This window comes from Halorubrum sp. SD626R, assembly GCF_001261915.1.
GTDB lineage: Archaea > Halobacteriota > Halobacteria > Halobacteriales > Haloferacaceae > Halorubrum.
On record NZ_CVRT01000052.1, the window covers coordinates 1 to 24619 of the forward strand.

Genomic DNA, 24619 nt, shown 5'->3' on the forward strand with positions numbered 1-24619 from the left:
CTAAATCGAATCCCAATAGCAATGGCCTCCGGCAGGATCAACCGGAATGTATAACCTCCGAACCTGGTTCCCGGCTCGGAGGGGGTGTTGGCGGGTTTTGACTCGCGATGAGTCAAAACACCATTGCATGGTCTATGTGGTGTTCGAGTCAGCCAGCGACCTGGATGACACCGAACGACCACGGCTCACATCAGATTCCCGCTTACGCCGGAGCGCAGGGGGCGGAATCCTCATCTTCGCGGACTTGGTTGTACCCTTCGACGGGGTATAAACCCATCGAAGCGTTCCAAGTCCAGCGAAACCGGGCCGAGTTGAACGGCCCGAGTTCGCGGATGCGTTCTTCGCATTAGTCACGATGCCCGGGTCGTATTTAACCCCGTCGAACCATCGACGCCACGTCATGCGGTTTCATGCCGAGGAACTGTGAACGAACCCACAGCTATCCGTCGAGGATAATGAAAAAAGGACCGAGCGGCCCCGACGCTACTCCTCGTCGATGTACTCAATTCCCTGCTTCGACACGTTGGCCTTCGTGATGTCGTCGAGGTCGTTGAGCCAGAAGTCGTCGTCCGCCTCGTCGACTTCGGGGGCGCTGTCCTTCCAAGCCCAGCCCTCGTACTCGTGGATCTTCTTCGTTCCCTTCTCGCGGAGCCGAAGCGTGGTTCGGTCCGCCTCATCTTCGGAGGGAGCGGGATCGAGCGTGCGGGCCGCTTTGAGCGCGGCCTGGCGGGGCATGTTGCCGGAGAACTCGCTCGGTTCCGATCCGTCCGCTTCTCGAAGGGCGAAGTTTCGCTTACCGTCTTCACGTACCATGGTTTATGCTCCATGCGAACCCAGCACACAGTGTGTAATAAATATATCGGGGAAATGAAAGCTGGTCGGCAAAACATTTATATATTGACTCCGTCCCGGCTAGCGGTTTTGCCCGGTCAACACGAGAGTTCAGGACAACGGGGCGACACAGGCGGAGAGTGACCGACCGGCGCGTCTCGCGCGCGGGCGAATAACGGTCGAACGGAGACCGAAGGCGTCGGCACGGAGTCCGGGCGACCCGGTGGGCCCGAGGAGTGCGCGGATACGGGTAAACAACACTTATGTGTCTGCTATAGCGAAGTGCGACCAGTACAACCGCGATGGTCCGTAAAAAGAAGCTCAGTCCCAGTGGCGCCAAGGACGACGAGGGGGAGTACCACAACGTCCACGTGAACCTCCACGAGGACGAACTCGCCGTCGCCGGCATGGAGATCGGCGACGAGGTGTTCGTTCGGGTCCGAGATGGGAAGATAATCATCCAGAAGGCGGATTCCAACCCCGAACAGCTCGAACACGACTTCTGAATCGGACCTCGTTTTCGGTCATCTGCCGGACCGCCGAGCGTCGGCGCGAGCGACGGCGACGCCGCGGGGTGACCGAGGGGGCGTTGATGCCGGCCTCGGTCGGCGGATTGATGCCGGCTCGCGACGAGTCCCAAACGATGGGCGCGTACGATCTGCTGAAGCCGGCGCTGTTCGGCCTCCCGCCGGAGACGGCGCACGGGATGACGCATCGGGTGTTGCGAGCCGTACAGGGGACGGCGGTCACGAGCGCGCTGCGCGGACGGTACCTCGTCGATGACCCGCGGCTTCGGGTCGAGGCGTTCGGAAACGCGTTCCCGAATCCGGTCGGCGTGGCCGCGGGGTTCGACAAGAACGCGGAGGTGCCGCGCGCGCTCGCGTCGCTCGGATTCGGCCACGTCGAGGTCGGGGGCGTGACGGCCGAACGGCAGCCGGGGAACCCGCGACCGCGACTGTTCCGGCTCCGCGAGGACGAGGCGCTGATCAACCGGATGGGGTTCAACAACGAGGGCGCGGACGCCGTCGGAGACCGGCTCGACCGCGAGCCGCTGCCCGAGGTGCCGGTCGGGATCAACGTCGGGAAGTCGAAGTCGACGCCCCTCGACGAAGCCCCGAACGACTACCTCTACACGTACGAGCGCGTCGCGGACGCGGGCGACTACTTCGTCGTCAACGTCTCCAGCCCCAACACCCCGGGCCTCCGCGAGCTACAGAACCGCGAGGCGTTAGAGGAGATACTCGGGAGCCTCGACGACGCGGGCGCGAGTCCGCTCCTCGTGAAGCTCTCCCCGGACCTCCCGGAACCCGCGGTCGAGGACGCGCTCGGCGTCGTCGACGACCTCGGTCTCGACGGGGTCATCGCGACCAACACCACGACCTCCCGGCCGGAGTCGCTGGAGAGCCCGAACCGCGCCGAGCGCGGCGGCCTCTCGGGGAAGCCGATCGAGGACCTCGCCACCGACCGGATCCGGTTCGTCGCGGAGCGCACGGACGTGCCGGTGATCGGCGTCGGAGGGGTCTCGGACGCGGCGGGGGCCTACGAGAAGATACGCGCCGGCGCCTCGCTCGTCCAGCTGTACACGGCGCTCGTCTACGAGGGGCCGGGCCTCGCGCGCGATATCAACGAGGGAATCCTCGAACTGCTCGACCGGGACGGGTTCGACTCCGTCGCCGACGCGGTCGGAGCCGACCTGTAGAGGAGTCACCGGCGGTCGGTCCGACCTATGCCTCGTCCCGAACGATGACGACGACGTCGTCCGCCTCGATCAGCTCGCCGTCGCCCTGATACCGTCGCTCTTCCTCGATCGAGAACTCGTCGCCGACGAGCGTGACGTCGGCCGCGTGAAGCTCGTCGCCGTCGATCTCGTACGCCTCCCGCGCGATCGCGGCCTCGATGTCGCCGACCCGGTCCCCGTACTTCGGGCCGATGGTCGCGTAGTCGAGGTCGATCCCGGTGACCACCGTCTCCACCGGGGCGTCTTCGTCGGGGTGGACGGCGAGGTCGGCGACGTGCATCACGCCGGTGATGTCCGCTTCGAAGCCGCGGACGTCCGCGTACACCTCGACGGCGTCGAGCTCGGCGTTCAGCGGGAGCTGGTTCTCGCTCTTGTACTTCCGGAGGGCGCCGACGACCGCGGTGGCGGCGGCGCCGGCCTCCCGGTCCGCCTCCAGGCCGAGCGGCTCGGGCCAGTCGGCGAGGTGGACCGAGTCGCGCGCGGCGTCGGAGACCGCGGCGTCGACCGCGTCGGGATCGGCCGCGCCGTCGGCGTACATGTCGTTCCAGAGCTCTTCGGTCACGTGCGCGAGCAGGGGCGCGAACAGCTTCAGGAACCGGCGGTGCGCCGTCCGGAGCGTGTACGCCGCGGCGTCGTCGTCGCGTTGCTTGGCGATCTCCAGGTAGTCGTCGCAGAACGTGTTCCAGAAGAAGCTCCGGAGCTCGTCGCGGGCCTTCGAGAACGCGCGGTCCTCGAACAGCCCGGTGAGGCGCTCGACCCGCCCGTCGAGCTCGGCGAGCAGCCAGCGGTCGAGCTCGCGGAGCTCGCCCTCGGGCTCGTCCGGGTACGGCTCCGGCGACAGTGACTCGACGAGCTTCGAGGCGTTCCAGAGCTTGCGGATCAGCTTCTCGCCCGCGCGGAGGTCCTTCTCCTTGAACGGGAAGTCGTCGCCGACGGCGGTGCCGGCCGCCCAGTAGCGCGTGGCGTCGACCGGGAACTCCGCCAGCACCTCTTCCGGCTCGACGACGTTGCCGACCGACTTCGACATCTTCTCGCGGTTCTCGTCGAGGACGTGGCCGTTGATCATCGTCTCGGCGAACGGGACCTCGTCCGTGTGCTCGTAGCACTTCACCAGGGTGTGGAACAGCCAGAAGCTGATGATGTCGTGGCCCTGGGGCCGGAGGTCGAACCGGTACAGCTCCGGATGCTCCATCGCGAACTCCCCGGCTTCTTCGTCCCAGTCCCAGCCGGCGTTGATCAGGGGCGTGAGACTGGAGGTGGCCCACGTGTCGAGCACGTCGTCCTCGGGCTCGAATGCGCCGTGACCGCACGCGGGACAGGCGTCGACCGGCGGGTCGTCCGAGAGGGGGTCGACCGGGAGGTCGGCCTTCTCGGCGATGATCTCCTCGCCGCAGTCCTCGCAGTACCACACGGGGAAGGGGATGCCGGAGGAGCGCTGGCGGGAGATGAGCCAGTCCCACTGGAGCCCCTCGACCCAGTGCTCGTACCGGGTGAACATCTTCTCGGGCGACCACTCCATCTCCCGGCCGACTTCGAGGTACTCGTCCGTCTTGTCGAGCATCTCGATGTACCACTGCTCGGTGACGAGGAACTCGACGCTCGTCCCGCAGCGCTCGTGGACGTTGACGGTGTGAGTGATGTCGCGGCGGTCGAGCAGCGCGCCGGCCTCGTCGAGGTCCTCGACGATGGCCTCGCCGGCCTCGTCGGCGTGGAGCCCCTCGTACCCCTCGGCGACGTCGGTCATGTGGCCGGACTCGTCGATGGCGACGCGGAGGTCCAGGTCGTGGACCTGGTACCACTCGATGTCGTTCTGGTCGCCGAACGTACAGCACATCACGATGCCCGAGCCCGTCTCCCTGTCGACGCGCTCGTCCGCGATGATCGGCACCTCGTGGCCGAACAGCGGGACCTCGGCGGACTCGCCGACGAGGTCCTGGTTCTCGTCGTCGTCGGGGTGGACGAAGACGGCGACGCAGGCCGGGAGGAGCTCCGGGCGCGTCGTCGAGATGGTGAAGGTCTCGCCCTCACTCCCGTCGTCTCCGCCTTCGCTCCCGGCGACGGTGAAGGCGATGTCGTTGAAGTGGCTGCCCTGCTCGTCGTCCTCGGTCTCGACCTGCGAGATGGCGGTCTCGCACTCGGGACACCAGATCGCGGGCGCCTTCTCGCGGTACTCCCGACCCTGGTCGTAGAGGTCGACGAACGAGAGCTGGGAGACGCGCTGGACGCGCGGCTCGATCGTCTGGTACGTGTGGTCCCAGTCGACGGAGACGCCGAGCGACTGGACGTTCTCGGTGAACTGCTCCTCGTAGTCGGCACAGACCTCCCGGCACTTCGCCTGGAACTCGCGGCGTTCGAACTCCTGGTGGCGGATGTCGAGCTCGTCCTCCGTCAGGCGCTCCGAGGCGATCCCGTTGTCGTCGTAGCCGAACGGGAAGAACGCCGCGCCGCCGTTCATGCGCTCGAAGCGCGCGACGAAGTCCTGGAGGGTGAACCCGTACAGGTGGCCCATGTGGAGGCTCCCCGATACCGTCGGCGGGGGCGTGTCGATGGAGAAGACGGTGTTCGGGTCGACCGGGTCGTCGTCGGGATAGGCGTACGTCTCCTCGTCGACCCATCGCCGCTGCCACCGCGGCTCGACGGTGTCGGGGTCGTACTCACCACTGGGCATTTCACCCGCATCTTCCGCCGGTTCCCCCTTAACGGACTCGATTGTGCGGAACGCGTTGACACGGCGATGACGCGGGCACCGGTGACGGGAGGTGGCTCGGAGACGTCGACGGAAGTGACTCCGACGGGCACCCCGACAGACGGGAACTCGGAGGGGCGCCCCGACCGGCGACCCAGAACCAATATACACAGCGGATGTACACGCGAGGTGTGAGCACACTGCGTATTCAGAACGGACGGGTGCTTCGTCCGGATCACACGACAGAGCGGGCCGATCTGCTGATCGACCAGGCAGACGGGACGATATCGGAAGTAGTGGACGGAGGTACCGACGGAGACGCGGATCCCGACGAGACCGTTGTTGACGCGACCGACGGGATCGTGATGCCCGGATTAATCAACGCGCACACGCACATCGCGATGACGCTGCTCCGCGGGTTCGCGGAGGACGAGCCGCTCGAGAGCTGGCTCAACGAGGTGGTGTGGCCGGTCGAAGCCGCTCTCAAGCCGGCGGACGTACGGGCCGGAGCGCGGCTCGGAATCGCGGAGATGATTCGGTCCGGGATCACCGCCTTCTCCGACATGTACTTCGAGGCGTCCGAGACCGCCGACGTCGTCGAGGCGGCCGGAGTCAGGGCGACGCTCGGCCATACGGCCATCAGCGTCGGCAAGGATCCCGAGGCGGCTCATTCGGACGTGAAGCGGAGCATCGAGACCGCCGTCGCGGTCGACGGCCGTGCGGACGGGCGAATCGGTGCGACGGTCCAACCGCACAGCACGTCAACGGTCGGTCGCGAGTACCTCGAGTCTCACGTGCCGACGGCGCGGTCGGAGGGGTATCCGCTACACTACCACACGAACGAGTCGAAGCGGGAGGTCGAGGAGCTGGTCGAGTCGACCGGGAAACGACCGATCGTCTACGCCGACGACCTCGACATGCTCCGGTCGGGAGACCTGCTCGCACACTGCATCCACGTCGACGAGACCGAGGTCGAACTGCTCGCGGAGCGCGACGTAACCGTCGTCCACAACCCCGCGGCGAACATGAAGGTCGCGAGCGGGATCGCCCCGGTCACCCGGCTGCGCGAAGCGGGTGTTCGCGTCGCACTGGGCACGGACGGCCCGGCGTCGAACAACGATCTCGACCTGTTCGACGAGATGTGCGACGCCGCGATGAGCGCCAAGGTTGACACCGGGAACGCCGCGGCGCTGCCGGCGGAAGTAGTCATCGATATGGCGACGAAGAACGGAGCGGCGGCGCTCGGGATCGACGGCGGCCGGATCGAGCCGGGAAGGGTCGCAGACGTGATCGTCGTGGACACGAGCGAACCGAAGTTCGGTCCCGGTCACGATCCCGTCACCGATCTGGTGTACACCGCCAACGGGAACGACGTCCGACATACGATCTGTGACGGGGAGGTGCTGATGCGCGACCGAGAACTGCTCACGCTCGACGTCGATCGGGCGAAGTCAGAGGCCGCACGCCGCGCCGAGAGGCTGTTCGAGCGCGCCGGGGTCGCCTGACAGCAGCCCGAACAGGAGCCGGGCGGTCGACCGCGCCGACGGAGACGGCCACACGGGTGGGAGCCGACTACGCGGACCGTTGTGAGGGGTCACACCACGTCGTCCGGATCGTGCTCGGCCGCCATCCGCGACGCCTCGGACGCGAACCGCTCGATCTCGTCGGCCGGGCTCTCTCCGAGCGCGTTCTCCTCGACCTCGCGGCCGGCGGTGATTCCGTCGCCGGTGACGAGCCGCTGCTCGGCCAGCTCCTTCGTGTGCATCCGCTCGCCGTCCTCGGTGGCGTAGGTGAGCCGCACGAGCCCCTTCGAGTCGAACTGCCGATCGACGAGCCAGACGGTCGTCATACGCGGCGATGGGTGCCTGCGAGGCTTAAGAAAGACGGTCGGACGCGGGAAACGGGGAGGAGAGGTCGATTCCAGAGCGCGGTTGCGGTGGCGCGTGCCGACGAACAGCCGTCAGGCTGTGAGTCGCACGCGCGAGGGACGCGGTGAGCGCTCGCAGAGCGCGAACCGCGAGGCTGGGGAGGTGTGAGGCTGCGGTGCTGGGCGGGACTCAAAGGGGCGGCCGGGAGGCGGGCACAGGCGACGCAAGCACCGCAGGGAGCGAGCAGTGCGAGCAACCGAGGAGCACAGCGAGCGTGTGCCTGCCTCCCGGCCGGGGCTTTGGAGGAGGTTCTCCGGTGGCTAGCCGTCAGGTCCGAATCGCTCGAAGCCTCACTTCTCTCGTCGCCACGGCTTTGTACCGTCTCATCCAAGTGAGAGCCATGTACGTCGAGTTCGACCGCGACACCTGCGTCGGGATGTACCAGTGCGTCGCCGAGTGGGACGCCTTCGAGAAGAACCTGAACGACGGGAAGGCGGACCTGCGGGGGAGCGAGGAGGAGGACGAGGACGTGTTCGTGGTCGAAGTGCCCGACGACGAGGAGTTCGACGCGAAGTTCGCGGCGCGGGTCTGTCCGGTCGACGCGATCGCAGTGTACGACGACGACGGCGAGCAGGTGGTGTGAACGACTCAGGATTTTCGATCGTTCGCCTATAGGTCGTCACTAGCGGATCGACTGTGAACACCGCCAAAGCCCCAGTCGCGACGACTCGGAGGCCTTGCTGCGCTCCTCGCTCGCGTTGCTCGCTGCGGTGCTTGCTACGGCCGCCTTCGTCCTCGCGACTGCCCCTTTGAGTCCCGCCCCGCACAGCCACCGCAGCCTCATACCTCCCCAGCCTCGTCGCTCGCACGCGCTCCTTCGCGGCCGCCGGTGGCGGCCGCTCGGAGGCGCGCGCCAAGAGGTAGATGTGGAGTAAAAGCGTCAGTTTCCGTCCGTTTCAGTTTATAACCGCTCGGCCAGGTCCTCGGCGAAGTACGTGACGATCAGGTCCGCGCCCGCGCGCTTGAGCGACAGCAGCGATTCGTGAGCCGTTTCTTCCAGGTCGAGCCAGCCCTTCTCCGCGGCCGCGTGGAGCATCGCGTACTCGCCGGAGACGTTGTACGCGGCGACCGGGTGGTCGAACTCCCGCCGGACGTCGGCGACGACGTCGAGGTACGGAAGGCCGGGCTTTACCATCAGCACGTCCGCGCCCTCGTCGGCGTCGATCCGAGCTTCGCGGAGCGCCTCGCGGCGGTTGGCGGGGTCCATCTGGTAGTGCCGGCGGTCGCCGAACGCGGGCGCGCCGTCGGCCGCGTCGCGGAAGGGACCGTAGAACGCGGACTCGTACTTCACCGCGTAGCTCATCAGCGCCACGTCCTCGTGACCGGCCGCGTCGAGCGCCTCGCGGATCGCCCGGACCTGGCCGTCCGTCATTGCCGAGGGCGCGACCATGTCCGCGCCCGCGTCGGCCTGCGAGACGGCCGTCTCCGCGAGCAGTTCCAGCGTCTCGTCGTTCTTGACGGTGAGCGTCGGATCCGTCTCGGCGGACTCCTCGATCACGCCGCAGTGGCCGTGGTCGGTGTACTCGCAGAGGCAGACATCGCCGATCACGTAGGCGTCGGTCTCGGCGGCGATCCGACGCGTCGCGCGCTGGACGACCCCGTCGTCGGCGTACGCCCGGCTCCCCTCGGGGTCCTTCGACTCGGGGATCCCGAAGAGGAGCACGGCCTCGACGCCGGCCTCGCGGACCTCCTCGACGCGGTCGACGGCCTCGGTCACGGGGACGCGCTCGTGGCCCGGCATCGTCTCGATCGGGAGGCGCGCATCGGTCGTCGCGTCGACGAACACGGGTGCGACGAGGTCCGACGCCGACAGCGAGGTCTCGCTGACGAGGTGGCGGACGCCGTCGGTCCGGAGCCGCCGCGGCCGGTCGGTGGGGTGCATACCGGAGCGTTGGCTCCGGGCGGTCTTTTATGATCCGTCCGCGGCGAAGCGATTCCGAAGGGGGAAGGGACCCGGATGAGGGACGGGGACCGGGAGGGGACGCGGGCACCGAGGGCGAACCCCTACTCCGACGACTCGACGTCGATCCGGTCGCGGAGCGACGCGAGCTCGTCCGACTCCGCGAGCTCCTCGACGCGTTGCTTGAAGTGCTCTTCGCAGAGGCCGACGACCACCCCGCTCTGCTCGGCCTCGTACGTGGCCTCCCGGTCGCAGTAGTGACACCGCATAGTGGCCACTCTCTCGGCGGCGGGCTTAATCCTGTTCGTCGATCAGGAGGGACTCGGTAACCGGTCGCGGACGGGCTCGAACGCCTCGGCGGTCAGCCCCGCCTCGGCGAGCGTGCGCTCGTGGGCGTCGCTCCCGCCCGTCAGGAGGAGGTCGTGCTCGGCGGCGACCCGCTCGACGCGGGCGTCGTCGACCGGGCGACCGTACGGGTAGAACCGCTCGACCGCGTCCAGCTCGCGGGCGACGTCGAGCGCGGCGTCGACATCGCCGTACCGGAACGGGTGCGCGAGGCCGACGAACGCGCACGCGTCCCGGAGGAGCTCGACCCCTCTGTCCAGCGCGGTCACGTCGCGGGCGACGTAGCAGGGGCCGTCGTCCCCGATCAGCTCGTCGAAGGCGCCGGCGTAGTCGCACGGGGCCGCCGACTCGTCGATCGCGCGGGCGATGTGCGGACGCCCGAGGCCGGGTCTAGGCTCGACGCCGAGGTCGACGCCGAGCCGATCCTCCACGGCGTCGAGGATCGCGGCGCCGCGCCGCTGACGGTCGGCCTGGAGCCGGTCGGTCTCCTCGTCGAGCGCGTCGGTGCGTTCGACCGCGTAGCCGAGGAGGTCGAGCCGCTCGAAGCCGGCGTCGACGCGCAGCTCGATCCCCCGGACGACCCGGACCCCCTCGCGCTCGACGACGGGGGCGCCGAGGTCGGGATGGATCCGGTCGTGGTCGGTGGCGGCGACCCAGTCGAGCCCCGCGTCGGCGGCGGTCGCGGCGAGTTCGTCGACCGTCATGGCCCCGTCGGAGACCGTGGTGTGAGCGTGGAGGTCGGCGACGATCCGGTCCGTGTCCATGCGTCCCGTTCGGCGACCGGGTACTAATCGACCGCGGTACCCCCGTGTGAACACGCGCCAATATAAGGTGGTATAAGTCGATACCTCGAACTAAGGTTGTGCATGGACAATCATTAAGAACCATCAGCGGCTCCCATCTGTTGATGCGCTTGAACGGCGTCGACGACCGACTCGAACGGCACCAATATCCGACGACCTCGGAGGAACTGATCGCGGCCCACGGGAACGCGACCGTAGAGCTCGCGGAGGGCTCCGAGCGTCTCGGCGACGTGCTGGAACGGTTCGGAGATCAGACGTTCGACGACGCGGAGGACGTGTTCACGACCCTCCGCGCCGGCGTCTGCCACCGCGGAGTCGGCCGCCGGTTCTACTCGGACCGCGACCCGACGACCGACGCCGAGGACGGGCCCGCGCCGGTCTCGTTCTGACGGGAGCCGCGATCCGACCGCGTTTTTTCGTCGTAATCTCACGTCGCTAGCGACGGCGACAGCCGACTCAGACCCAGTCGATAGCCGGCGACAGGTCGACCGGGACCGACCCCTTTCGATACCCCTCCACGTGCCCGTCGGGGCGCGCGCGGAGGACGACCGCCGGGCGGTGCCGGACGTCCGGCCGGGCGTCCCGGACCGCGGCCCAGTCGTCCGCCGGGAACGAGGTACAGTCGACGAGCAGGGTGACGCCGCCGCCGTGCGCCTCCAGCTGGCCGCTCGTCTTCGTCTCGGCGGTGTCGCGGACGGCCGCGACGGGGCCGCTCGCGGACCGGTTCGAGGCGGGCTGCGGGCGCGTCACCTCGACGAGGGAGGCGCGCCCGGTGTTGGGATCGGTCGCCCGGAAGTCGAGCGAGTGGCCGGTCGTCACCTCGATCTCGGGGGTTACGTCGTAGCCGGCGTCGGTGAGGATCCGCGCCGCGGTGAACTCCGCGATCGCCGCGCTCATCCGCACGAGGTCGAGCGACGCCGACGTGCCGAGCTTCCCGGCCATCGTCTCGCGGTGGTCGTCGAGGGTCCCCGACCGGAGCGTCTCCTCGACGAATCCCGTCCCCTCCTCGCGCGTTGCGTCCGGGAACCCGGCCGCGTGGTCGCGGAAGAACGCCCGCGTCGTCTCCGCGCCGTCCTTCGAGCAGAACACGGGTAGGAAGTACCACGAGACGTGCGGGTACGCCGCGAGCCACGGCTCGTCGTCGTGGAGCGCGGCGAGCAGCTCCCGCTGGACCCACCGCGAGACCGAGTACGCCACCTCGTCGAAACCGTACTTCTCCGTACGCCACAGCTCGCTCGGGGTCTCCGTGTTGCCGACCCAGTACCCCGCGGGACCGCCGCTCGCTCCCGGGGGCGGGTCGGCGTCGTCGTCCGTCCAGCAGAACAGGGCGAACGAGCCGTCGTCCATGTCGAACCGCCGCGCGTCGTACCCCGGGGGTGGACTGAACCACGGGTCGCTCGCGGTCGCCCCGAGGTTGTCGTCGAGCGGCCGTTCGAGCTGCGAGCGGACGCGGTCGGCGCTCCACCGGCCGGGAGCGCGCCTGAATCGGAGCGGTTGTGCCACGGCGGTGCTACCGGGCGGCGGGTCTAATCGGTTCCGGTGGCACAGAGACGGCGGAGACGGGCGCGTCGCCGGAATCGTTTCAGCGAACGGACGGCTCATCGATACATATATCACCGATTATATCTAAGGTATGGTGTACCATGTCAATGGGTGCCTACGACGAGGCCGAACACGAGCGTCGCGAGAAGAAGACCAGCGAAGTCGACACCGACTTCGACGCCGAGCGGCCGGAGTACTCCGGGTCGCTCACGTACGACTCCGGCGACTCCGCGGAGGCACTCCTCGACAAGTTCCAAGAGCTGCAGGGCGAGTGAGACGGCGAGTCGGATCGCTGTTCTGCGGACCCGTCGGCTTCCTCCCGAACCCCCGACCGCCGAGTGGCGACGCGGCGACCCCGACGAGCCGCGGCTCGGAGACCGGGGTACGGGCTCGGAGATCGGGGTATGGGCTCGGAGATCGGGGTTCGAGGCGATCAGGTCAGCGCGATCGGGTCAGCGCGATCGCGGCCGAACAGACGATCGCGACCGCGAGGACGTGGCCGACGACGGCCCCCAAGAGGATGGGCTCCTCGAACAGGAAGGGAACGAGCACGAGCTGGAGCGCCGAGAAGCCGATGTTCTCCGCGTCGAGACGCCTGACCCTGGCCGCCTCGTCCGGGGCGAGGTCGACGTTGATCGCCCGCCACAGCGCGACGACGGCGCTCCACCACGACGTGCCGATCCGGTAGGTGAGGTCCCAGAGGATCAACAGGGTGAGGTACACCACCGGGATCGGCGGGGTGGGACCGAACAGGCGCTCTATCAGGGTCCCGTCCCACGCGATCATGTACGTGAGCAGCGCGATGAACGCGAGCACGCCGAGGACGATCTCGACGCTCGACCCGAACAGCAGTCGCTTGTGCTCGGGCGGCGTCGACAGGCGGCGGTTCGCGGCACCGAGACGGTGCATCTCCACGCTGCCGATGGCCGCGACCAAGACGGCGACCGTCCCCGCGACGACGGCGTCCCACAGCCCGTAGTACCAGCCGAGCGCGAGCACGCCGACCTGGAACAGCAGGAACTGGATCGCGACCGCGAGCGTGCGGGAGATCCCCAGGCCGGGGATCCCCCCGACGAGGCTCTCGTACACCCACGTCTCGCCGTAGTTCCGGCTCACAGCTCGACCTCCAGCTCGGTCGCCGGGATCTCGTCGGTGGGGTCGTCGCGATGGGGGCGGTCGATCGCCCGCGCGACGGCGACCTCGAAGGGTGTCTGTTCGATCGGGACGAGGTCGCGGATCCGGTCGTCCTCGACGATCACGGTGTTGCGGAGCCCCTCGACGAGCGACCGGGCGAGGTACGGGTTCACGTCGGTCACGAGCCGGAGCCACTTCGCCGACAGCTCCGGACTCAACACCGGCACGCGGACGATCCACAGCCTGTGCCCCAGCTGCCGCCGGGTCTGGCGGAGGATCTCGGCGTAGGTCATGACGTTCGGCCCGCCGATCTCGAAGGTGTCGTCGCGCGTCTCGGGCACTTCGAGGACGCCGGTGAGGTAGCCGACGACGTCGTCGATCGCGATCGGCTGACAGAGCGTGTCGACCCACTTCGGCGTCGTCATCACCGGCAACCGGCTGGCGAGCCCGTGGACGACCTCGAAGCTGGCGCTCCCGGCACCGATGATGATGGCCGCCCGCAGCGTGGTCAGCGCCGGGTCGCCCGTCGCGAGGATCCGCTCGACCTCGCGGCGGGACCGGAGGTGTTCGGAGAGCTCCTCGCGGTCCTCGCCGAGGCCGCCGAGGTAGATCACCCGGTCGACGCCGGCGGCCGACGCGGCCTCGACGAAGTTGGTCGCGCAGTTGCGATCGCGCTCCTCGTACCCGGGACCGCCGTCCATGGAGTGGACGAGGTAGTAGGCGGCGTCGATCGGGTCGCCGTCGATCTCGAACGCCGGGGCGAGGGTGTCCGGCTCCAGGAGGTCGCCCTCGACGACGCGGACGCCCTCTGGCGGGGCGTAGCCGTCGGCGTCGCGGACGAGGGCGACGACCTCGTGGCCGCGGTCGAGGAGCGTCGGAACGAGCCGGCTCCCGACGAATCCCGTGGCGCCGGTGACGAGCACGCGCATACCGATCCCTCGGGTGGAACGACCATAAGCGTCCGCCACGGAGAGACCCGTCTCGGAGTCCGTTCCCGGTCGAGAATCGCGGTCGGCTCTCGCCGGGACCGATCACTAAAAGGGGCCGCGCGGCGCTCGTTGGGGCATGCACGCAGGCGAGCACGAGCCGGTCCGCGGGGTGACGGACCTCTACGTCCACGACACCGGGATGTTCGACACGGACGAGTACGGGGCCGTGTACGTGTACGACGCCGAGCGTCCGGTCGTGATCGACACCGGGACCGGCGCGAACCGCGAGGCGCTGTTCGAGACGATCGAGGAGGTCGGGATCGACCGCGAGGAGCTGGCGTGGATCCTGCCGACCCACGCTCACCTCGACCACGCCGGCGGGGCGGGCCACCTCGCGGGGCGCTACCCGAACGCGGAGGTCGTCGTCCCCGAGAAGGGCGTCCGCCACCTCGTCGACCCGGAGGCGCTCGTCGCGGGGACGAAGTCCGCGGTCGAAGACCAGTGGGAGTACTACGACGAGCCCGAGCCGGTTCCGGAGGACCGGATCTCGGGGCTCGCGGAGGGCGACCGGATCGACCTCGGCGACCGCGAGCTGGTCGTGTACGAGGCCCCGGGCCACGCGCCCCACCACGCGATCTACCACGAGCCCGACGCCGACGTCGTCTTCGCGGCCGACGCGGCCGGGATCTACGTCCCCGCGGTCGACGGGATCGAGCCGACGACGCCGCCGCCGCAGTTCGACCTCGATCAGTGTCTCGCCGACGTGCGGACCATCGAGGAGATCGACCCCGACACCCTCTGTTTCGGCCACTTCGGCCCTCGCGGGTACGAGCCGGAGCTGGCCGGCGAGGTCAAGCGCGCCTACGTCGAGTGGGTGGAGGCGATCCGGGAGAAGCGCGAGGCGCTCGATGACGACGACGCGGTCGTCGAGCACTTCGAGGCGGCGAGCCGGGACGTCGAGTTCTGGAACCCCGAGCGCGCCCGCGCCAACGCGAGCCTGAACGTCCGGGGCGTCCTCGCGTACCTCGACTACGTCGCGGAGAGCGACGGGGAGTGACGCTCGCCGTCGGCTCGCTCGGACGGGTCCGCGACGCCCCGTCGCGACGCAAGCCTCCTAAACCCCGCGTCGCCTAGGATCCACTCATAAATGGGTATCTTCGACACGATCCGCGCCGTGCTCGGGACGAGCGCCGAGACGGACGCGACCCGCGAGGCCGACCCCGAGGACCTCTTCGGGATGTCGACCGCGTACATGACGATGGAGGCCGACCTCGGCTACGACCACTGCGGGGAGGCCGCGCTCTGCTTCTCCGGGGTGGACAGCACCCGCTTCGACGACGCCGTCGAGACCGTCGAGGCCATCCTGGAGGCCGGCGAGATCGAGACCGGCACGGGGTTCCACCGTCACGAGGACGACCACGGCTACCGCTGGTTCGTCCTCGAAGACGACGACCCGGAGGACCTCGTGACGAGCGTCCACTTCGCGGCCGACCAGTTCATCGAGGAGGGGTTCGGCTCCCGGCTGCTCGCGGCCGTCTTCGGCTTCGAGCGCGGTGACACCGCCGCCTACTGGATCTACTCGTTCCGGCGCGGCGCCTACTACCCCTTCTCCCCGAAAGGGGCGAGCGACCGGAACCAGCAGGTGGAGTTCAAGCTCCAGTCGGTCCTCGACGGGGAGCTCGGCTTAGAGGACGACGAGTCGTACTGGTACCCGCTGTGGCCGGACTCGCCCGGGAATCACCCGTGGGAGTGAGCCGATGACCGCGTCGGCGTCGGAAGGGGAGTCCGGCGGTGTCACTTCCGGAGCCGATCCGGACGGGGAGGCGTCCGCCGGCCGCGACGCCCCGAAGAAGCGTGTGCTTCGAGTTATCGCGGTCCAGGCCGCGGTGTTGAGCGCCGCCGTTCACCTGCTGTGGGCGTGGCCGCGGCTCGGCGACCCTCCCGACCCGCGGCCCTACGCGTTCCTGCTCGGCGGCGCGGTCACCGTCGCCGTCGCGGCCGCGACCCTGCGCGCGGCCGAGTACCGGCGGCTGTACGCGCTCGGCGCCGGCACCCTCGCGGCGTTCCTCCTCGGCTACGTCGGCTGGCACGGCGCCGCGGCCGCGTCGGCGCTCGCGAGCGACCCGCTGGCGATCGTCGCGAAGGGGTCGGAGCTCGTCGGCGTCGCCGCGTTCCTCGGGCTGTACCGGCTCGCGCCGCCGACCGAGGTGGTGCTCGAGCGGCGGGGCAGGTCGACCGCCGAGGGGAACGGCCTCGCCGAGGGCGACGACGCCGAGAACGTCGGAACCACCGAGGAGGATGCCGACCCGTGAGCGACGAGACGTACCTGACGGTCGCGGCGCCCGCGACGGCGACGTTCGAGGTCCGAGGCTCGGAGTTCCTCGGGCATGTCGCCCCGGTCGACACGGTCGAGGAGGCCGAGGCGTTCGTCGAGCGCGTCCGCGGGGAGTACGGCGACGCGACCCACAACGTGCCGGCGTACCGGGTGCCAGCGGGCGAACCGCCCGAGCGCACACCGGGGTCGGAGCCGATGCTCCGGGAGTACTCCTCCGACGACGGCGAGCCCTCCGGGTCGGCCGGGAAGCCGGCGCTCAACGTCCTCCAGCAGCGCGAGATCCGCAACGTCGTCGCGGTGGTGACGCGGTACTACGGCGGGACGAACCTCGGCGTCGGCGGGCTCGCGCGCGCCTACTCGCGGGCGGTGAAGGACGGAGTCGACGCCGCCGGCGTGGCCGAGGAGCGGCCGCACCGGAGCCTCGTCGTCGAGACCGGGTACGACGACTCGGGGACGGTCCGGGGCGTGATCGAGTCGACGGGCGTCGAGTTCGACGCCGACTACGGCGAGCGCGTCCGGTTCGACCTCCGGGTTCCGGTCGCCGAGGTCGAGGCGCTCCGCGAGCGGCTCAACGACGCGACGAGCGGACGGGTCGAGATCGACCGCTGACGCCCCGGACTACGGGTTACGAGAACTTCCGTACCGTCATCTCCAGCGTGTCGAGGTCGAGGATGGGCGCGTATCCGGCGTCGGGGTCGATGTTGACGGACTTCTGGAAATCGGTCTGGGCCTGCCAGCAGCCGGAGTTGACCGCGAGCACGTTGTGGTACTTCCCCCAGCCGAGCTTGTGGACGTGGCCGGTGTGGAACACGTCGGGCACGTCCTCGATGACGAGGTAGTCGCGCTCCTCCGGCGCGACTCGGGTGTGCCCGCCGAACTGCGGGGCGACGTGGCGCTTCTTGAGGAGCTGGTACATCGCCTTGTGGGGCTCGTCGTAGCTCGCCTTCTCCTCGGGGAGCTCCGCGATCACCTCGTCGAGCGAGACGCCGTGGTACATCAGCACCTCGACCCCCTCCACGCTGACGGTCGCGGGGTTCGAGACGATCTGCGCGTCGTGGACGTCCAAAATCTCCCGGATCTCGTCGTTGAACCCGGGCTGGGGCTCCGCGAGCCGCACCGCGTCGTGATTGCCGGGGATCATCACGATCTCGGTGTCCGCGGGCACCTCCTTGAGGTGCTCCGCGAACGCCTCGTACTGGTCGTAGATGTCGACGATCTCCAGCTCCTCGTCCTGGTCGGGGTAGACGCCGACGCCCTCGACCATGTCGCCGGCGAGCAGCAGGTACTCGACCGGCTCGGCCTCGGGCGTGTGGAGCCAGTCGGTGAAGCGGTGCCACGCGTCGGCCATGAACTCGTCGCTACCGACGTGGACGTCCGATATCAACGCGGCCTGGACGTGGCGGTCGGCCCCGCCGGTCCGGTGAGTCCGGGGAACGTCCGGGAAGTGTAACGAGTCGGCGAAGAGGATTCCGGAGTCGTCGGCGAGCGTCCCCTCGACGGCGACGCACTCGTCCATCAGGATCTCGTCGACGACGTCGGCGAGCCCCTTGTCCTTCATCACCAGCGCCGGGAACGTGCCGGTGGTGTCCTCCAGCTCGACGAGCCAGTGGCCGGACTTCGTGGACCGGACGTCGTTGACGAGGCCGATCATCGCGGCGTCGCTGCCGCCGGGCATGTCCGCGATCGCCTCCGCGGGCCGGTGGTTGACGCGACCGCGGAGCACCTTCGAGAGGCGCTCGTAGCGGTCGCGGAACGTCCGGACGAAGTCGGCGTACTCGCCGGTCCCGGTGCTCCGGCCGGTCATGTCGTTGCCGACCTCCAGCTCGCGGCGGTCGGGGTCGCGGTCTCCGCCCGTTTCGCCGTCGCCGACGGCGGACCGGTTATCGCCACCGACGTCCGGAGCGGCGGGGTCCGGGACCTCGGCCGTCGAGCTGACCCGAGCGGCACCCCCCGACCCCTCCGTTTCGACTGGAGATCGGGCGGTGTTAGGGGCCGTGTCGGGGGACTCGCTCGTTCTGGTTCCGGAGTCGTCGTCGGGGTGTGGATCGGAGTCGGTCGCGGTCCCGGAATCAGAATCGGTCGTGGTCTCGGGGTCGACGGCGTCGTCCGAACCGACCGCCGCGCGGACGTGGGCGGCGGTGATACGGAGGGCGTCGTCGGGAGCGCGGTCGACGGCCGCTTCGAGCGCGGTCGCGGAGTCGGGGGCGCTCGCCAGCAGGGTTACCGCCTCCCGCTCGGCGTTGTAGCCCCGTCTGGCGAGCTCCTTGACGATCCGGGCGTTCGACTCCAGCGGCACGACAGTCGAGAGGGGGGTGCGACCCAAAACGGTTCCGGAGGGACGACCGATCGTCGCGTCGGTCGACGGAAGCGGTGACCCGGAAGCTTATCACCGAAACCCGACAACCCGCAGGTAATGGACGAAGGGGATCGGTCGGAGGCGGACGGGGATCCGACCGAGCGAAGCGAAGCGTCGGCCGGGACCGGGACCGAGCGCGACGAGGCCGACGACGAGCGCGACGAGGCCGACGACGAGCGCGACGAGACCGACCCTCGGAATACAGGAGACGAGATCGGACCGGGCGATGCGGTCGATACCGGCGACGAATCCGGCAGGGACGGCCCGGAGGATGCGAACGACTCGACCGATAGGGACGATGATGCCGCGTCAGTCGACCGCAGGGAGGGGTCCGAATCCTCGGTTGGCGGTGACGGTCCGAGCGACCGACGCGAACGCGGGCGCGCTGACACGGATTCGAACCGACGGGGACGAGGAGGTTCGTCCTCGAAGGAGACGAATGGGTTCGTCCATCGGTTCCGTCACGACAAGGAAGGGCCCCTCATGTGGGTCCGAGAGATGCTTTCCAGCGTGGCCGTCGTGCTGGCGATCGGTCTGATCCTGTTCGGGGTCAGCGGCGTGTGGCCGCCGATGGTCGCCGTCGAGTCCGGGAGCATGGAGCCCAATATGCAGGTCGGCGACCTGGTCTTCGTGACGGAGCCCGGACGGCTCGCGCCCGACGCCGCGGACAACGATGTCGGCGTGGTGACGTACGACGACGGGCGAGTCGCCGACTACCGGACGTTCGGAACGTACGGGTCCGTGGTCATCTATCGCCCGCCGGGCCGGACGGCCTCGCCGATCATCCACCGGGCGATGTTTCACGTCGAGGAGGGGGAAAACTGGTACGACCGCGCCGACGGGGAGTACCACAGCGCGGCGGGATGCGCCGAGCTTCGCCACTGTCCGGCCCCCAATGACGGGTTCATCACGCTCGGCGACAACAACGGCGCGTACGACCAGGCGAACGGGCTCTCGCCTCCGGTCAGGGCCGAGTGGGTGACGGGCGTCGCACGGGTCAGAGTCCCCTATCTCGGGTACGTGCGACTGATCGCGAGCGGACAGGCCGAACTGAGCGACGTGGTCGCGACGACCGCGGTCGTCGCGGAGTCGGGGACCGGGGAGTTCGATGTTGACGGCGAGCAGAGCGGAGACGAGTTCGATTCGGACGCCGAGCGAGAGGCCATCGAGGCGCCCGGAGTTTCGGGTGGAGGTTCGGCCGCGAGCGCGTCGGCGTGAGGAGAACCGACGGGATTCGACGACCGCCGAGACTCGACGGAACCAGTCGCAATGCTCGGAGACGGATGGGGGGAGAGAGCCGACGGAAGGGGAAAGAGTCAAGCGAAGGGGGAGAGTCAGTTGTCGAACCGGGCCTGAACGAAGGGTTGGGCGTTCTCGATGTCGCCGAGTCGGGAGTCGGACAGGAGCACCGCTTCGGTCTCCTCGACCGGGACCGAGAGGCCCATCTCCTTCGTGCGGCCGTAGCGTCCCTTCGAGACGACGACCGCGTTGACGATCCCGAGCATGTCGAGCTCGCTGATGAGGTCGGTGACGCGGCGCTGCGTGAGCACGTCCGCGTCGATCTCCTCGCAGAGGCGCTTATAGATATTGAACACCTCGCCGGTGTTGATGTTGTGGACGCCGTTCTTCTCTAAGAGGATCACGGCGAACAGCACGATCTTACTCTGGGTCGGGAGAGTTCGGACGACCTCGACGACGCGGTCGAGTTCGATCTTGTCCTGCGCCTGCCGGACGTGTTTCTCGGCGACGATCTCGGCCTGCGAGCGCTCGGCGAGCTCGCCCGCGGTCCGGAGGAGGTCCAGCGCGCGACGGGCGTCGCCGTGCTCTTGGGCGGCGAACGCGGCGCAAAGGGGGATCACGTCGTCGGTGAGCGCCTCCTCTTTGAACGCGATGTCGGCGCGGTGCTGGAGGATGTCCCGGAGCTGGTTCGCGTCGTACGGGGGGAAGACGATCTCCTCCTCCCCGAGGCTGGATTTGACGCGGGGGTCGAGGAAGTCGGTGAACTTCAGATCGTTGGAGATCCCCATGATGGAGATCCGCGACCGGTCGAGCTCGGAGTTCATCCGCGAGAGGTTGTAGAGCGTGTCGTCGCCGCTCTTCTCGACGAGCTTGTCGATCTCGTCGAGCATGATCACGACCACGCGCTCGTGGTAGTCGACCGCCTCGAAGAACGTCGAGTACACCCGGTCGGTCGGCCATCCGGTCATCGGCACTTCTTCCATCTCCTCTGCGTCGGCCTCGAGCTCGTCGATCCGGGCGTCGAGCTCGTCGAGCGTCGCGAACTCGGTCCCGGCGAGCGCTCTGGGGTCGTCGGCCGTCTGAGACCTGAGCTCTCGGTGCTCTTCGAGGCGATCCGCGATGACCTGCTGGTTCTTCTCGATGAAGGTGTTGGCGAGCTGGGCGAGGACGCGGTACTGCGTGTCCGTCACCTCGCAGTTGATGTACTCGACCTCGCAGGGGACGTCGTACTTCTGTGAGGTCGATTCGAGCTCCTGGGAGACGAACTTCGCCGACGCCGTCTTTCCGGTGCCCGTCTTCCCGTAGATAAGGATGTTCGACGGGGTCTCGCCGCGGAGCGCGGAGACGAGGATCGTCGCCATCCGGTTGATCTGATCGTTCCGGTGCGGGAGCTCGTGCGGGGTGTACGAGGGGCGGAGCACCTCCTTATTCTCGAAGATCGGCTCGCCGGAGAGGAGGTCATCGAACAGGCCCTGATTGTCGTCGCCGTCGTCGAGAACGACCCCGTCGAAGTCCACATCGGGAGAAGACCGGTCGCGACCGGCGCTTCCGACGTCGACCTCGCCGTCGGCGGTAACGCTCATATCGGTGTCGACATCCACGTCGGTGATGACATCGGAACCGGCGTCCGCGTCCGTGTCGCGGTCGACGTCGGCGTCGACGTCCGCTGGACCGTCGAGTCCCTCGACCGACCGCTCGGTTACCCCGTCCGTCGAACTCGAAGGCGGATCGTCGAACTCGTCATCTGCCGTGGCCGGTTCATCGGTTTCCCCGTCACTGTCCTCCGATTTTCCCGCCTGCGGTGTGTGATCTCCTTCGTCCATGTGAACCCCCCTGTTTCAGGTGGAAATACCCCACGCGGAGGCGAGGCGCGCCGCGTTCCGCCCTGAAACGTTGACATCCGACACAGTTCGTGTTTTCGGATGTCCAGTTGATGCAGTCGAACCAGATGAAGAGGTGGTACTAAAGTGTTGCTCTCCGGACTCGAAACGATCGTCGGGCGGCGAGAGCGTCGGACGAACTCCGCCCCGTGGAGCGGTAACGACTCGACGTGAGGTCGACGAGGCGAGCTCGGTCGACGAGAGGAGGACGTCCCGGGGAATCCGATTAGATCGGGTACTGAGGAGACGAAGACCGGGAGAGATCCGAGGCGGGGAGAGGCTTGAGGGGAATTACTCCCCGTGAGTCGCTCTCGATCCACGGAGCCGGATATCGAGGTACAAGATAATCGAGGACATCGCCAGGACAGATACCGCTGTGCGCGGGAAGTGAGAGTGAGCGAAGCTGAGTAGGGGGAAGTGGGGGCGAGTGACGGTTGACAAAGCGGAGACGAGCCGGTCTCGGACCGGTTCGACTACGATACGCTCACCGGTACCCCCACACCCCTTCGTTTCGTGTGGAACGCGGATCGGGTGGGTGGGGGTGGTCGAGGGGTACTATTTGTGATAGAAGGTTTTATACAATAGATAGTATAACAGTACCCTCGACAAACCCCTCTCGTTTATCGTTGATAGAATATTTTTATTTGTGGGTTTGAGAGAGCCAATTAAACACGAGTCACTGTGGACCGAAGCCGCCACACCCACACCCGACCCGCACCATCGGCCGTCTCCAGTCGAAACGAAGGGGTGGGGGAGGAAAGCGGACAGCGAACCCGGCTCTCCTGAGGGCGGTTGACGGGGACAGTTCTTTCCATGTCTCTCAGCGAGGGCGAAGCGCCACCTCGGAATTCTCTTCCGACTGCATCGCCGTACGATACTCCTCGGCTACTGCGGACCTTCTCCTCTGCCGCCGTCAACTCTCCTCCCTGTGCCACCGTCAGTATTCCCACCCGGCCGGAATCCCGAATTCGGCTCGTTCCTTTCCGATATCCGAAACGAGACACATATTCCGCGGTTCGAATCCATACGCGTCCGATATCGACCGATCGGAACGTCTGACGCAGTTCTTAAGTGAGAGGGGCGTGGATTCAATCGTAATTCCCCGAACGAACGCCGGGCGCGGCCGGATCGGGCGGTGACGCGCGACGCGGCTCGTTCGGGAGAAACCAGGACTGGAGGTCAGGATGGGACTGCTCACGAATCTCAAAGACAGCATATCACGGGTCACGGACGGGTTGTTCGCGGCCGACGAACCCAAGCGGATCGGGATCTACGGACCGCCGAACGCCGGAAAGACGACCCTCGCAAATCGGATCGCACGGGACTGGACGGGCGACGCCGTCGGGCCCGAGAGTCACATCCCGCACGAGACTCGACGCGCTCGCCGCAAGGAGAACGTCGAGATCGAGCGGAACGGCCGGAAGGTCACCATCGACATCGTCGACACGCCGGGAGTGACGACGAAGGTTGACTACAAAGAGTTCCTCGACCACGACATGGAGAAGGACGACGCCGTACGTCGCTCCCGCGAGGCGACCGAGGGCGTCGCGGAGGCGATGCACTGGCTCCGCGAGGACGTCGACGGCGTCATCTACGTCCTCGACTCCACGACGGACCCGTTCACGCAGGTGAACACGATGCTCATCGGGATCATCGAGTCGCAGGACCTCCCGGCGCTGATCCTCGCGAACAAGACGGACCTCCCCGGAGCGGACGTCCAGCAGATCGCCAACGCCTTCCCGCAACACGAGACGATCCCCCTCTCGGCGCTCGAAGGCGACAACATGGACGAAGTGTACACGAAGATCGCGGAGTACTTCGGCTGATGCCCGGACCGACCCCCAACGTCGACGGCGACGCCTCTTCCGACGGCCCCGAGGACGACGGCGTCCGGATCGACATGATAAGCGGCGCCCGGATGGAGGGGCTGACCGGAATGGAGAAGATCCGCCTCATCCTCGACGGCGTCCGGGAGGGTAACATCGTGATCTTAGAAGAGGGGCTCTCTCCGGACGAGGAGTCCAAGCTGATCGAGGTGACGATGACCGAGATCAGCCCGGACGACTTCACCGGGATCGAGATCGAGACGTACCCGAAGGCCGAGACGAGCGACCAGAGCTTCCTCGACAAGCTGATGGGCCGGAAGTCAGCCCAGAAGCTCACCGTCATCGGCCCGGCCAACCGGATCGAGACGCTGCACAAAGACGAGAACCTCATCAGCACGCTCGTCTCCCGCAAGTAAATGCCCCACCAGTGTACCACCTGCGGCCGGACGTTCCCCGACGGGTCGAAGGAGATGCTCTCGGGCTGTCCGGACTGCGGTGGGAACAAGTTCCAGTTCAAGCCCGCGGGCGCGACCGCCGACGAGCAGTCACCCTCGAACGACCAACCGGGCCCGAACGACCAACCAGGCCCGAACGACCAACCGAGCCCGAACGAGCAGTCCGTACCCGACGAGCAACCGACGCCCGACGAGACGCGACGGTCACCCTCTCCTTCGCCCGATCCCGCCGACTCGGCTTCCGCCCCCGACGCCGCCGTCGACACCCCCGACAACGCCGACTCGACGCCCGCCGTCGACGAGGAGTCAACGGGGACCGAACACGTCCGTGAACGCAGCGAGGAGAACGTCGCGCAGGCGAGCGCCCGATCCGATGTCGTCTCGCCTGACGAACTCGATCAGGCGAGCCAGCCCGTCGACTCCGGTTCCGGCGCGGACCCTCGCGGATCCGCCGACCCGGAAGGCCCTCGCCCCGACATCGACGAGCTCCGAGACGAACTCAACGAGCAGTTCGAGAGCATCCGGATCGTGAGCCCGGGGAAGTACGAACTCAACCTGATGGAGCTGTACGAGCGTCAGGAGTACATCATCTCGCTGCAGGAGGACGGTCGATACGTCATCGAAATGCCCGACGCGTGGGACATTCAGGACGAATAGCGTCGGCGGGGTTTCCCTGCAGACCGCGCACTCAT

The 24619-nt window shown here is 67.8% G+C and carries 25 protein-coding genes; 14 read left to right on the forward strand and 11 right to left on the reverse strand.

The window, feature by feature from the left end:
• Positions 1–483: 483 nt before the first annotated feature.
• The gene (locus SD626R_RS04540) at positions 484–813 is read right to left on the reverse strand and encodes a non-histone chromosomal MC1 family protein (protein ID WP_092564122.1); all 330 of its coding nucleotides are present in this window, start codon (positions 811–813) and stop codon (positions 484–486) included.
• A gap of 320 nt (positions 814–1133) precedes the next feature.
• Between SD626R_RS04540 and SD626R_RS04545 the strand changes: the two genes are divergently transcribed.
• Entirely contained in the window at positions 1134–1337 is a 204-nt protein-coding gene (locus SD626R_RS04545) for a hypothetical protein (protein WP_092564125.1), read from the forward strand.
• A gap of 137 nt (positions 1338–1474) precedes the next feature.
• Complete coding sequence (locus SD626R_RS04550; protein ID WP_092564313.1) at positions 1475–2530, forward strand: quinone-dependent dihydroorotate dehydrogenase; 1056 nt, start codon at positions 1475–1477, stop codon at positions 2528–2530.
• Between the two features lie 25 nt (positions 2531–2555).
• Here the strand turns inward: SD626R_RS04550 and SD626R_RS04555 are convergent, their stop codons facing one another.
• Complete coding sequence (locus tag SD626R_RS04555; protein WP_092564128.1) at positions 2556–5237, reverse strand: valine--tRNA ligase; 2682 nt, start codon at positions 5235–5237, stop codon at positions 2556–2558.
• Positions 5238–5446: 209 nt separating this feature from the next.
• Here SD626R_RS04555 and SD626R_RS04560 point away from each other — a divergent pair, with 209 nt between their 5' ends.
• A complete protein-coding gene (locus SD626R_RS04560; protein ID WP_092564131.1) occupies positions 5447–6760 on the forward strand; it encodes an amidohydrolase in 1314 nt (437 codons plus the stop codon).
• Positions 6761–6849: 89 nt separating this feature from the next.
• On the opposite strand, the gene SD626R_RS04565 is transcribed toward SD626R_RS04560, so the two are convergent.
• Positions 6850–7104 carry a DUF7967 family protein gene (locus tag SD626R_RS04565; RefSeq protein WP_092564134.1) on the reverse strand — a complete coding sequence of 85 codons (255 nt, stop codon included), beginning with the start codon at positions 7102–7104 and terminating at the stop codon, positions 6850–6852.
• Between the two features lie 419 nt (positions 7105–7523).
• Between SD626R_RS04565 and SD626R_RS04570 the strand changes: the two genes are divergently transcribed.
• Positions 7524–7766: a ferredoxin gene (locus SD626R_RS04570; protein WP_092564137.1), complete on the forward strand. Its 243-nt coding sequence runs from the start codon at positions 7524–7526 to the stop codon at positions 7764–7766.
• 318 nt (positions 7767–8084) lie between these two features.
• On the opposite strand, the gene hemB is transcribed toward SD626R_RS04570, so the two are convergent.
• The 3 genes from hemB to SD626R_RS04580 all read right to left on the reverse strand — a co-directional run bounded on the left by hemB (position 8085) and on the right by SD626R_RS04580 (position 10192).
• Entirely contained in the window at positions 8085–9065 is a 981-nt protein-coding gene (hemB, locus tag SD626R_RS04575; RefSeq protein WP_092564140.1) for a porphobilinogen synthase, read from the reverse strand.
• A 122-nt stretch (positions 9066–9187) separates the two neighbouring features.
• Positions 9188–9352: a DUF6757 family protein gene (locus tag SD626R_RS16710; protein WP_176697270.1), complete on the reverse strand. Its 165-nt coding sequence runs from the start codon at positions 9350–9352 to the stop codon at positions 9188–9190.
• A 42-nt stretch (positions 9353–9394) separates the two neighbouring features.
• A complete protein-coding gene (locus tag SD626R_RS04580; RefSeq protein ID WP_092564143.1) occupies positions 9395–10192 on the reverse strand; it encodes a PHP domain-containing protein in 798 nt (265 codons plus the stop codon).
• Between the two features lie 143 nt (positions 10193–10335).
• Between SD626R_RS04580 and SD626R_RS04585 the strand changes: the two genes are divergently transcribed.
• Positions 10336–10620, forward strand: coding sequence for a DUF5789 family protein (locus SD626R_RS04585; RefSeq protein WP_092564146.1), 285 nt, complete (start codon positions 10336–10338; stop codon positions 10618–10620).
• Between the two features lie 67 nt (positions 10621–10687).
• On the opposite strand, the gene SD626R_RS04590 is transcribed toward SD626R_RS04585, so the two are convergent.
• Positions 10688–11734 carry a DUF5784 family protein gene (locus SD626R_RS04590; RefSeq protein WP_092564149.1) on the reverse strand — a complete coding sequence of 349 codons (1047 nt, stop codon included), beginning with the start codon at positions 11732–11734 and terminating at the stop codon, positions 10688–10690.
• A gap of 146 nt (positions 11735–11880) precedes the next feature.
• Here SD626R_RS04590 and SD626R_RS16715 point away from each other — a divergent pair, with 146 nt between their 5' ends.
• A complete protein-coding gene (locus SD626R_RS16715; protein ID WP_176697271.1) occupies positions 11881–12048 on the forward strand; it encodes a DUF5786 family protein in 168 nt (55 codons plus the stop codon).
• Positions 12049–12211: 163 nt separating this feature from the next.
• Here the strand turns inward: SD626R_RS16715 and SD626R_RS04595 are convergent, their stop codons facing one another.
• Both SD626R_RS04595 and SD626R_RS04600 read right to left on the reverse strand, forming a co-directional pair.
• A complete protein-coding gene (locus SD626R_RS04595) occupies positions 12212–12889 on the reverse strand; it encodes a DUF7530 family protein (protein WP_092564152.1) in 678 nt (225 codons plus the stop codon).
• Positions 12886–13836, reverse strand: coding sequence for an NAD(P)H-binding protein (locus SD626R_RS04600; protein ID WP_092564155.1), 951 nt, complete (start codon positions 13834–13836; stop codon positions 12886–12888). Before SD626R_RS04600 ends, SD626R_RS04595 begins: the two co-directional genes overlap by 4 nt.
• 136 nt (positions 13837–13972) lie before the next feature.
• On the opposite strand from SD626R_RS04600, the gene SD626R_RS04605 reads away from it, so the two are divergent.
• From SD626R_RS04605 to SD626R_RS04620, 4 genes are all read left to right on the forward strand, one after another.
• Entirely contained in the window at positions 13973–14893 is a 921-nt protein-coding gene (locus SD626R_RS04605; RefSeq protein WP_092564158.1) for an MBL fold metallo-hydrolase, read from the forward strand.
• Between the two features lie 90 nt (positions 14894–14983).
• Entirely contained in the window at positions 14984–15589 is a 606-nt protein-coding gene (locus SD626R_RS04610) for a PspA-associated protein PspAB (protein ID WP_092564161.1), read from the forward strand.
• Positions 15590–15593: 4 nt separating this feature from the next.
• A complete protein-coding gene (locus SD626R_RS04615) occupies positions 15594–16148 on the forward strand; it encodes a hypothetical protein (protein ID WP_241996725.1) in 555 nt (184 codons plus the stop codon).
• Positions 16145–16780 carry an IMPACT family protein gene (locus tag SD626R_RS04620; RefSeq protein WP_092564164.1) on the forward strand — a complete coding sequence of 212 codons (636 nt, stop codon included), beginning with the start codon at positions 16145–16147 and terminating at the stop codon, positions 16778–16780. The genes SD626R_RS04615 and SD626R_RS04620 overlap by 4 nt, the downstream gene beginning before the upstream one ends.
• A 16-nt stretch (positions 16781–16796) precedes the next feature.
• Here SD626R_RS04620 and SD626R_RS04625 read toward each other — a convergent pair whose 3' ends face one another.
• The gene (locus SD626R_RS04625; protein ID WP_092564167.1) at positions 16797–18467 is read right to left on the reverse strand and encodes a DNA-directed DNA polymerase II small subunit; all 1671 of its coding nucleotides are present in this window, start codon (positions 18465–18467) and stop codon (positions 16797–16799) included.
• Between the two features lie 117 nt (positions 18468–18584).
• On the opposite strand from SD626R_RS04625, the gene SD626R_RS16720 reads away from it, so the two are divergent.
• On the forward strand, positions 18585–19745 hold the full coding sequence (locus SD626R_RS16720; RefSeq protein WP_176697272.1) for a S24/S26 family peptidase: 1161 nt from the start codon (positions 18585–18587) through the stop codon (positions 19743–19745).
• 116 nt (positions 19746–19861) lie between these two features.
• Here SD626R_RS16720 and SD626R_RS04635 read toward each other — a convergent pair whose 3' ends face one another.
• Positions 19862–21349 carry a Cdc6/Cdc18 family protein gene (locus SD626R_RS04635; RefSeq protein ID WP_275552393.1) on the reverse strand — a complete coding sequence of 496 codons (1488 nt, stop codon included), beginning with the start codon at positions 21347–21349 and terminating at the stop codon, positions 19862–19864.
• Positions 21350–22830: 1481 nt separating this feature from the next.
• Here SD626R_RS04635 and SD626R_RS04640 point away from each other — a divergent pair.
• The 3 genes from SD626R_RS04640 to SD626R_RS04650 are packed head-to-tail and all read left to right on the forward strand — an operon-like array spanning position 22831 to position 24584.
• Positions 22831–23472 (forward strand): Era-like GTP-binding protein, encoded by a 642-nt coding sequence (locus tag SD626R_RS04640; protein ID WP_092564173.1) that lies wholly within the window; start codon positions 22831–22833, stop codon positions 23470–23472.
• Positions 23472–23888, forward strand: coding sequence for a DUF2073 domain-containing protein (locus SD626R_RS04645; RefSeq protein ID WP_092564176.1), 417 nt, complete (start codon positions 23472–23474; stop codon positions 23886–23888). Before SD626R_RS04640 ends, SD626R_RS04645 begins: the two co-directional genes overlap by 1 nt.
• The gene (locus tag SD626R_RS04650; RefSeq protein WP_092564179.1) at positions 23889–24584 is read left to right on the forward strand and encodes a Zn-ribbon domain-containing protein; all 696 of its coding nucleotides are present in this window, start codon (positions 23889–23891) and stop codon (positions 24582–24584) included. It abuts the gene before it with no gap.
• The last annotated feature ends 35 nt before the right edge of the window (positions 24585–24619 follow it).

What these genes read in the sequence shown, in the direction of transcription:
- SD626R_RS04540 (WP_092564122.1), bottom strand. Translation starts at nt 813, where the DNA reads ATGGTACGTGAAGACGGTAAGCGAAACTTCGCCCTTCGAGAAGCGGAC.
- SD626R_RS04545 (WP_092564125.1), top strand. Translation starts at nt 1,134, where the DNA reads ATGGTCCGTAAAAAGAAGCTCAGTCCCAGTGGCGCCAAGGACGACGAG.
- SD626R_RS04550 (WP_092564313.1), top strand. Translation starts at nt 1,475, where the DNA reads ATGGGCGCGTACGATCTGCTGAAGCCGGCGCTGTTCGGCCTCCCGCCG.
- SD626R_RS04555 (WP_092564128.1), bottom strand. Translation starts at nt 5,237, where the DNA reads ATGCCCAGTGGTGAGTACGACCCCGACACCGTCGAGCCGCGGTGGCAG.
- SD626R_RS04565 (WP_092564134.1), bottom strand. Translation starts at nt 7,104, where the DNA reads ATGACGACCGTCTGGCTCGTCGATCGGCAGTTCGACTCGAAGGGGCTC.
- SD626R_RS04570 (WP_092564137.1), top strand. Translation starts at nt 7,524, where the DNA reads ATGTACGTCGAGTTCGACCGCGACACCTGCGTCGGGATGTACCAGTGC.
- hemB (WP_092564140.1), bottom strand. Translation starts at nt 9,065, where the DNA reads ATGCACCCCACCGACCGGCCGCGGCGGCTCCGGACCGACGGCGTCCGC.
- SD626R_RS16710 (WP_176697270.1), bottom strand. Translation starts at nt 9,352, where the DNA reads ATGCGGTGTCACTACTGCGACCGGGAGGCCACGTACGAGGCCGAGCAG.
- SD626R_RS04580 (WP_092564143.1), bottom strand. Translation starts at nt 10,192, where the DNA reads ATGGACACGGACCGGATCGTCGCCGACCTCCACGCTCACACCACGGTC.
- SD626R_RS04585 (WP_092564146.1), top strand. Translation starts at nt 10,336, where the DNA reads ATGCGCTTGAACGGCGTCGACGACCGACTCGAACGGCACCAATATCCG.
- SD626R_RS16715 (WP_176697271.1), top strand. Translation starts at nt 11,881, where the DNA reads ATGGGTGCCTACGACGAGGCCGAACACGAGCGTCGCGAGAAGAAGACC.
- SD626R_RS04600 (WP_092564155.1), bottom strand. Translation starts at nt 13,836, where the DNA reads ATGCGCGTGCTCGTCACCGGCGCCACGGGATTCGTCGGGAGCCGGCTC.
- SD626R_RS04605 (WP_092564158.1), top strand. Translation starts at nt 13,973, where the DNA reads ATGCACGCAGGCGAGCACGAGCCGGTCCGCGGGGTGACGGACCTCTAC.
- SD626R_RS04610 (WP_092564161.1), top strand. Translation starts at nt 14,984, where the DNA reads ATGGGTATCTTCGACACGATCCGCGCCGTGCTCGGGACGAGCGCCGAG.
- SD626R_RS04615 (WP_241996725.1), top strand. Translation starts at nt 15,594, where the DNA reads ATGACCGCGTCGGCGTCGGAAGGGGAGTCCGGCGGTGTCACTTCCGGA.
- SD626R_RS16720 (WP_176697272.1), top strand. Translation starts at nt 18,585, where the DNA reads ATGGACGAAGGGGATCGGTCGGAGGCGGACGGGGATCCGACCGAGCGA.
- SD626R_RS04635 (WP_275552393.1), bottom strand. Translation starts at nt 21,349, where the DNA reads ATGAGCGTTACCGCCGACGGCGAGGTCGACGTCGGAAGCGCCGGTCGC.
- SD626R_RS04640 (WP_092564173.1), top strand. Translation starts at nt 22,831, where the DNA reads ATGGGACTGCTCACGAATCTCAAAGACAGCATATCACGGGTCACGGAC.
- SD626R_RS04645 (WP_092564176.1), top strand. Translation starts at nt 23,472, where the DNA reads ATGCCCGGACCGACCCCCAACGTCGACGGCGACGCCTCTTCCGACGGC.
- SD626R_RS04650 (WP_092564179.1), top strand. Translation starts at nt 23,889, where the DNA reads ATGCCCCACCAGTGTACCACCTGCGGCCGGACGTTCCCCGACGGGTCG.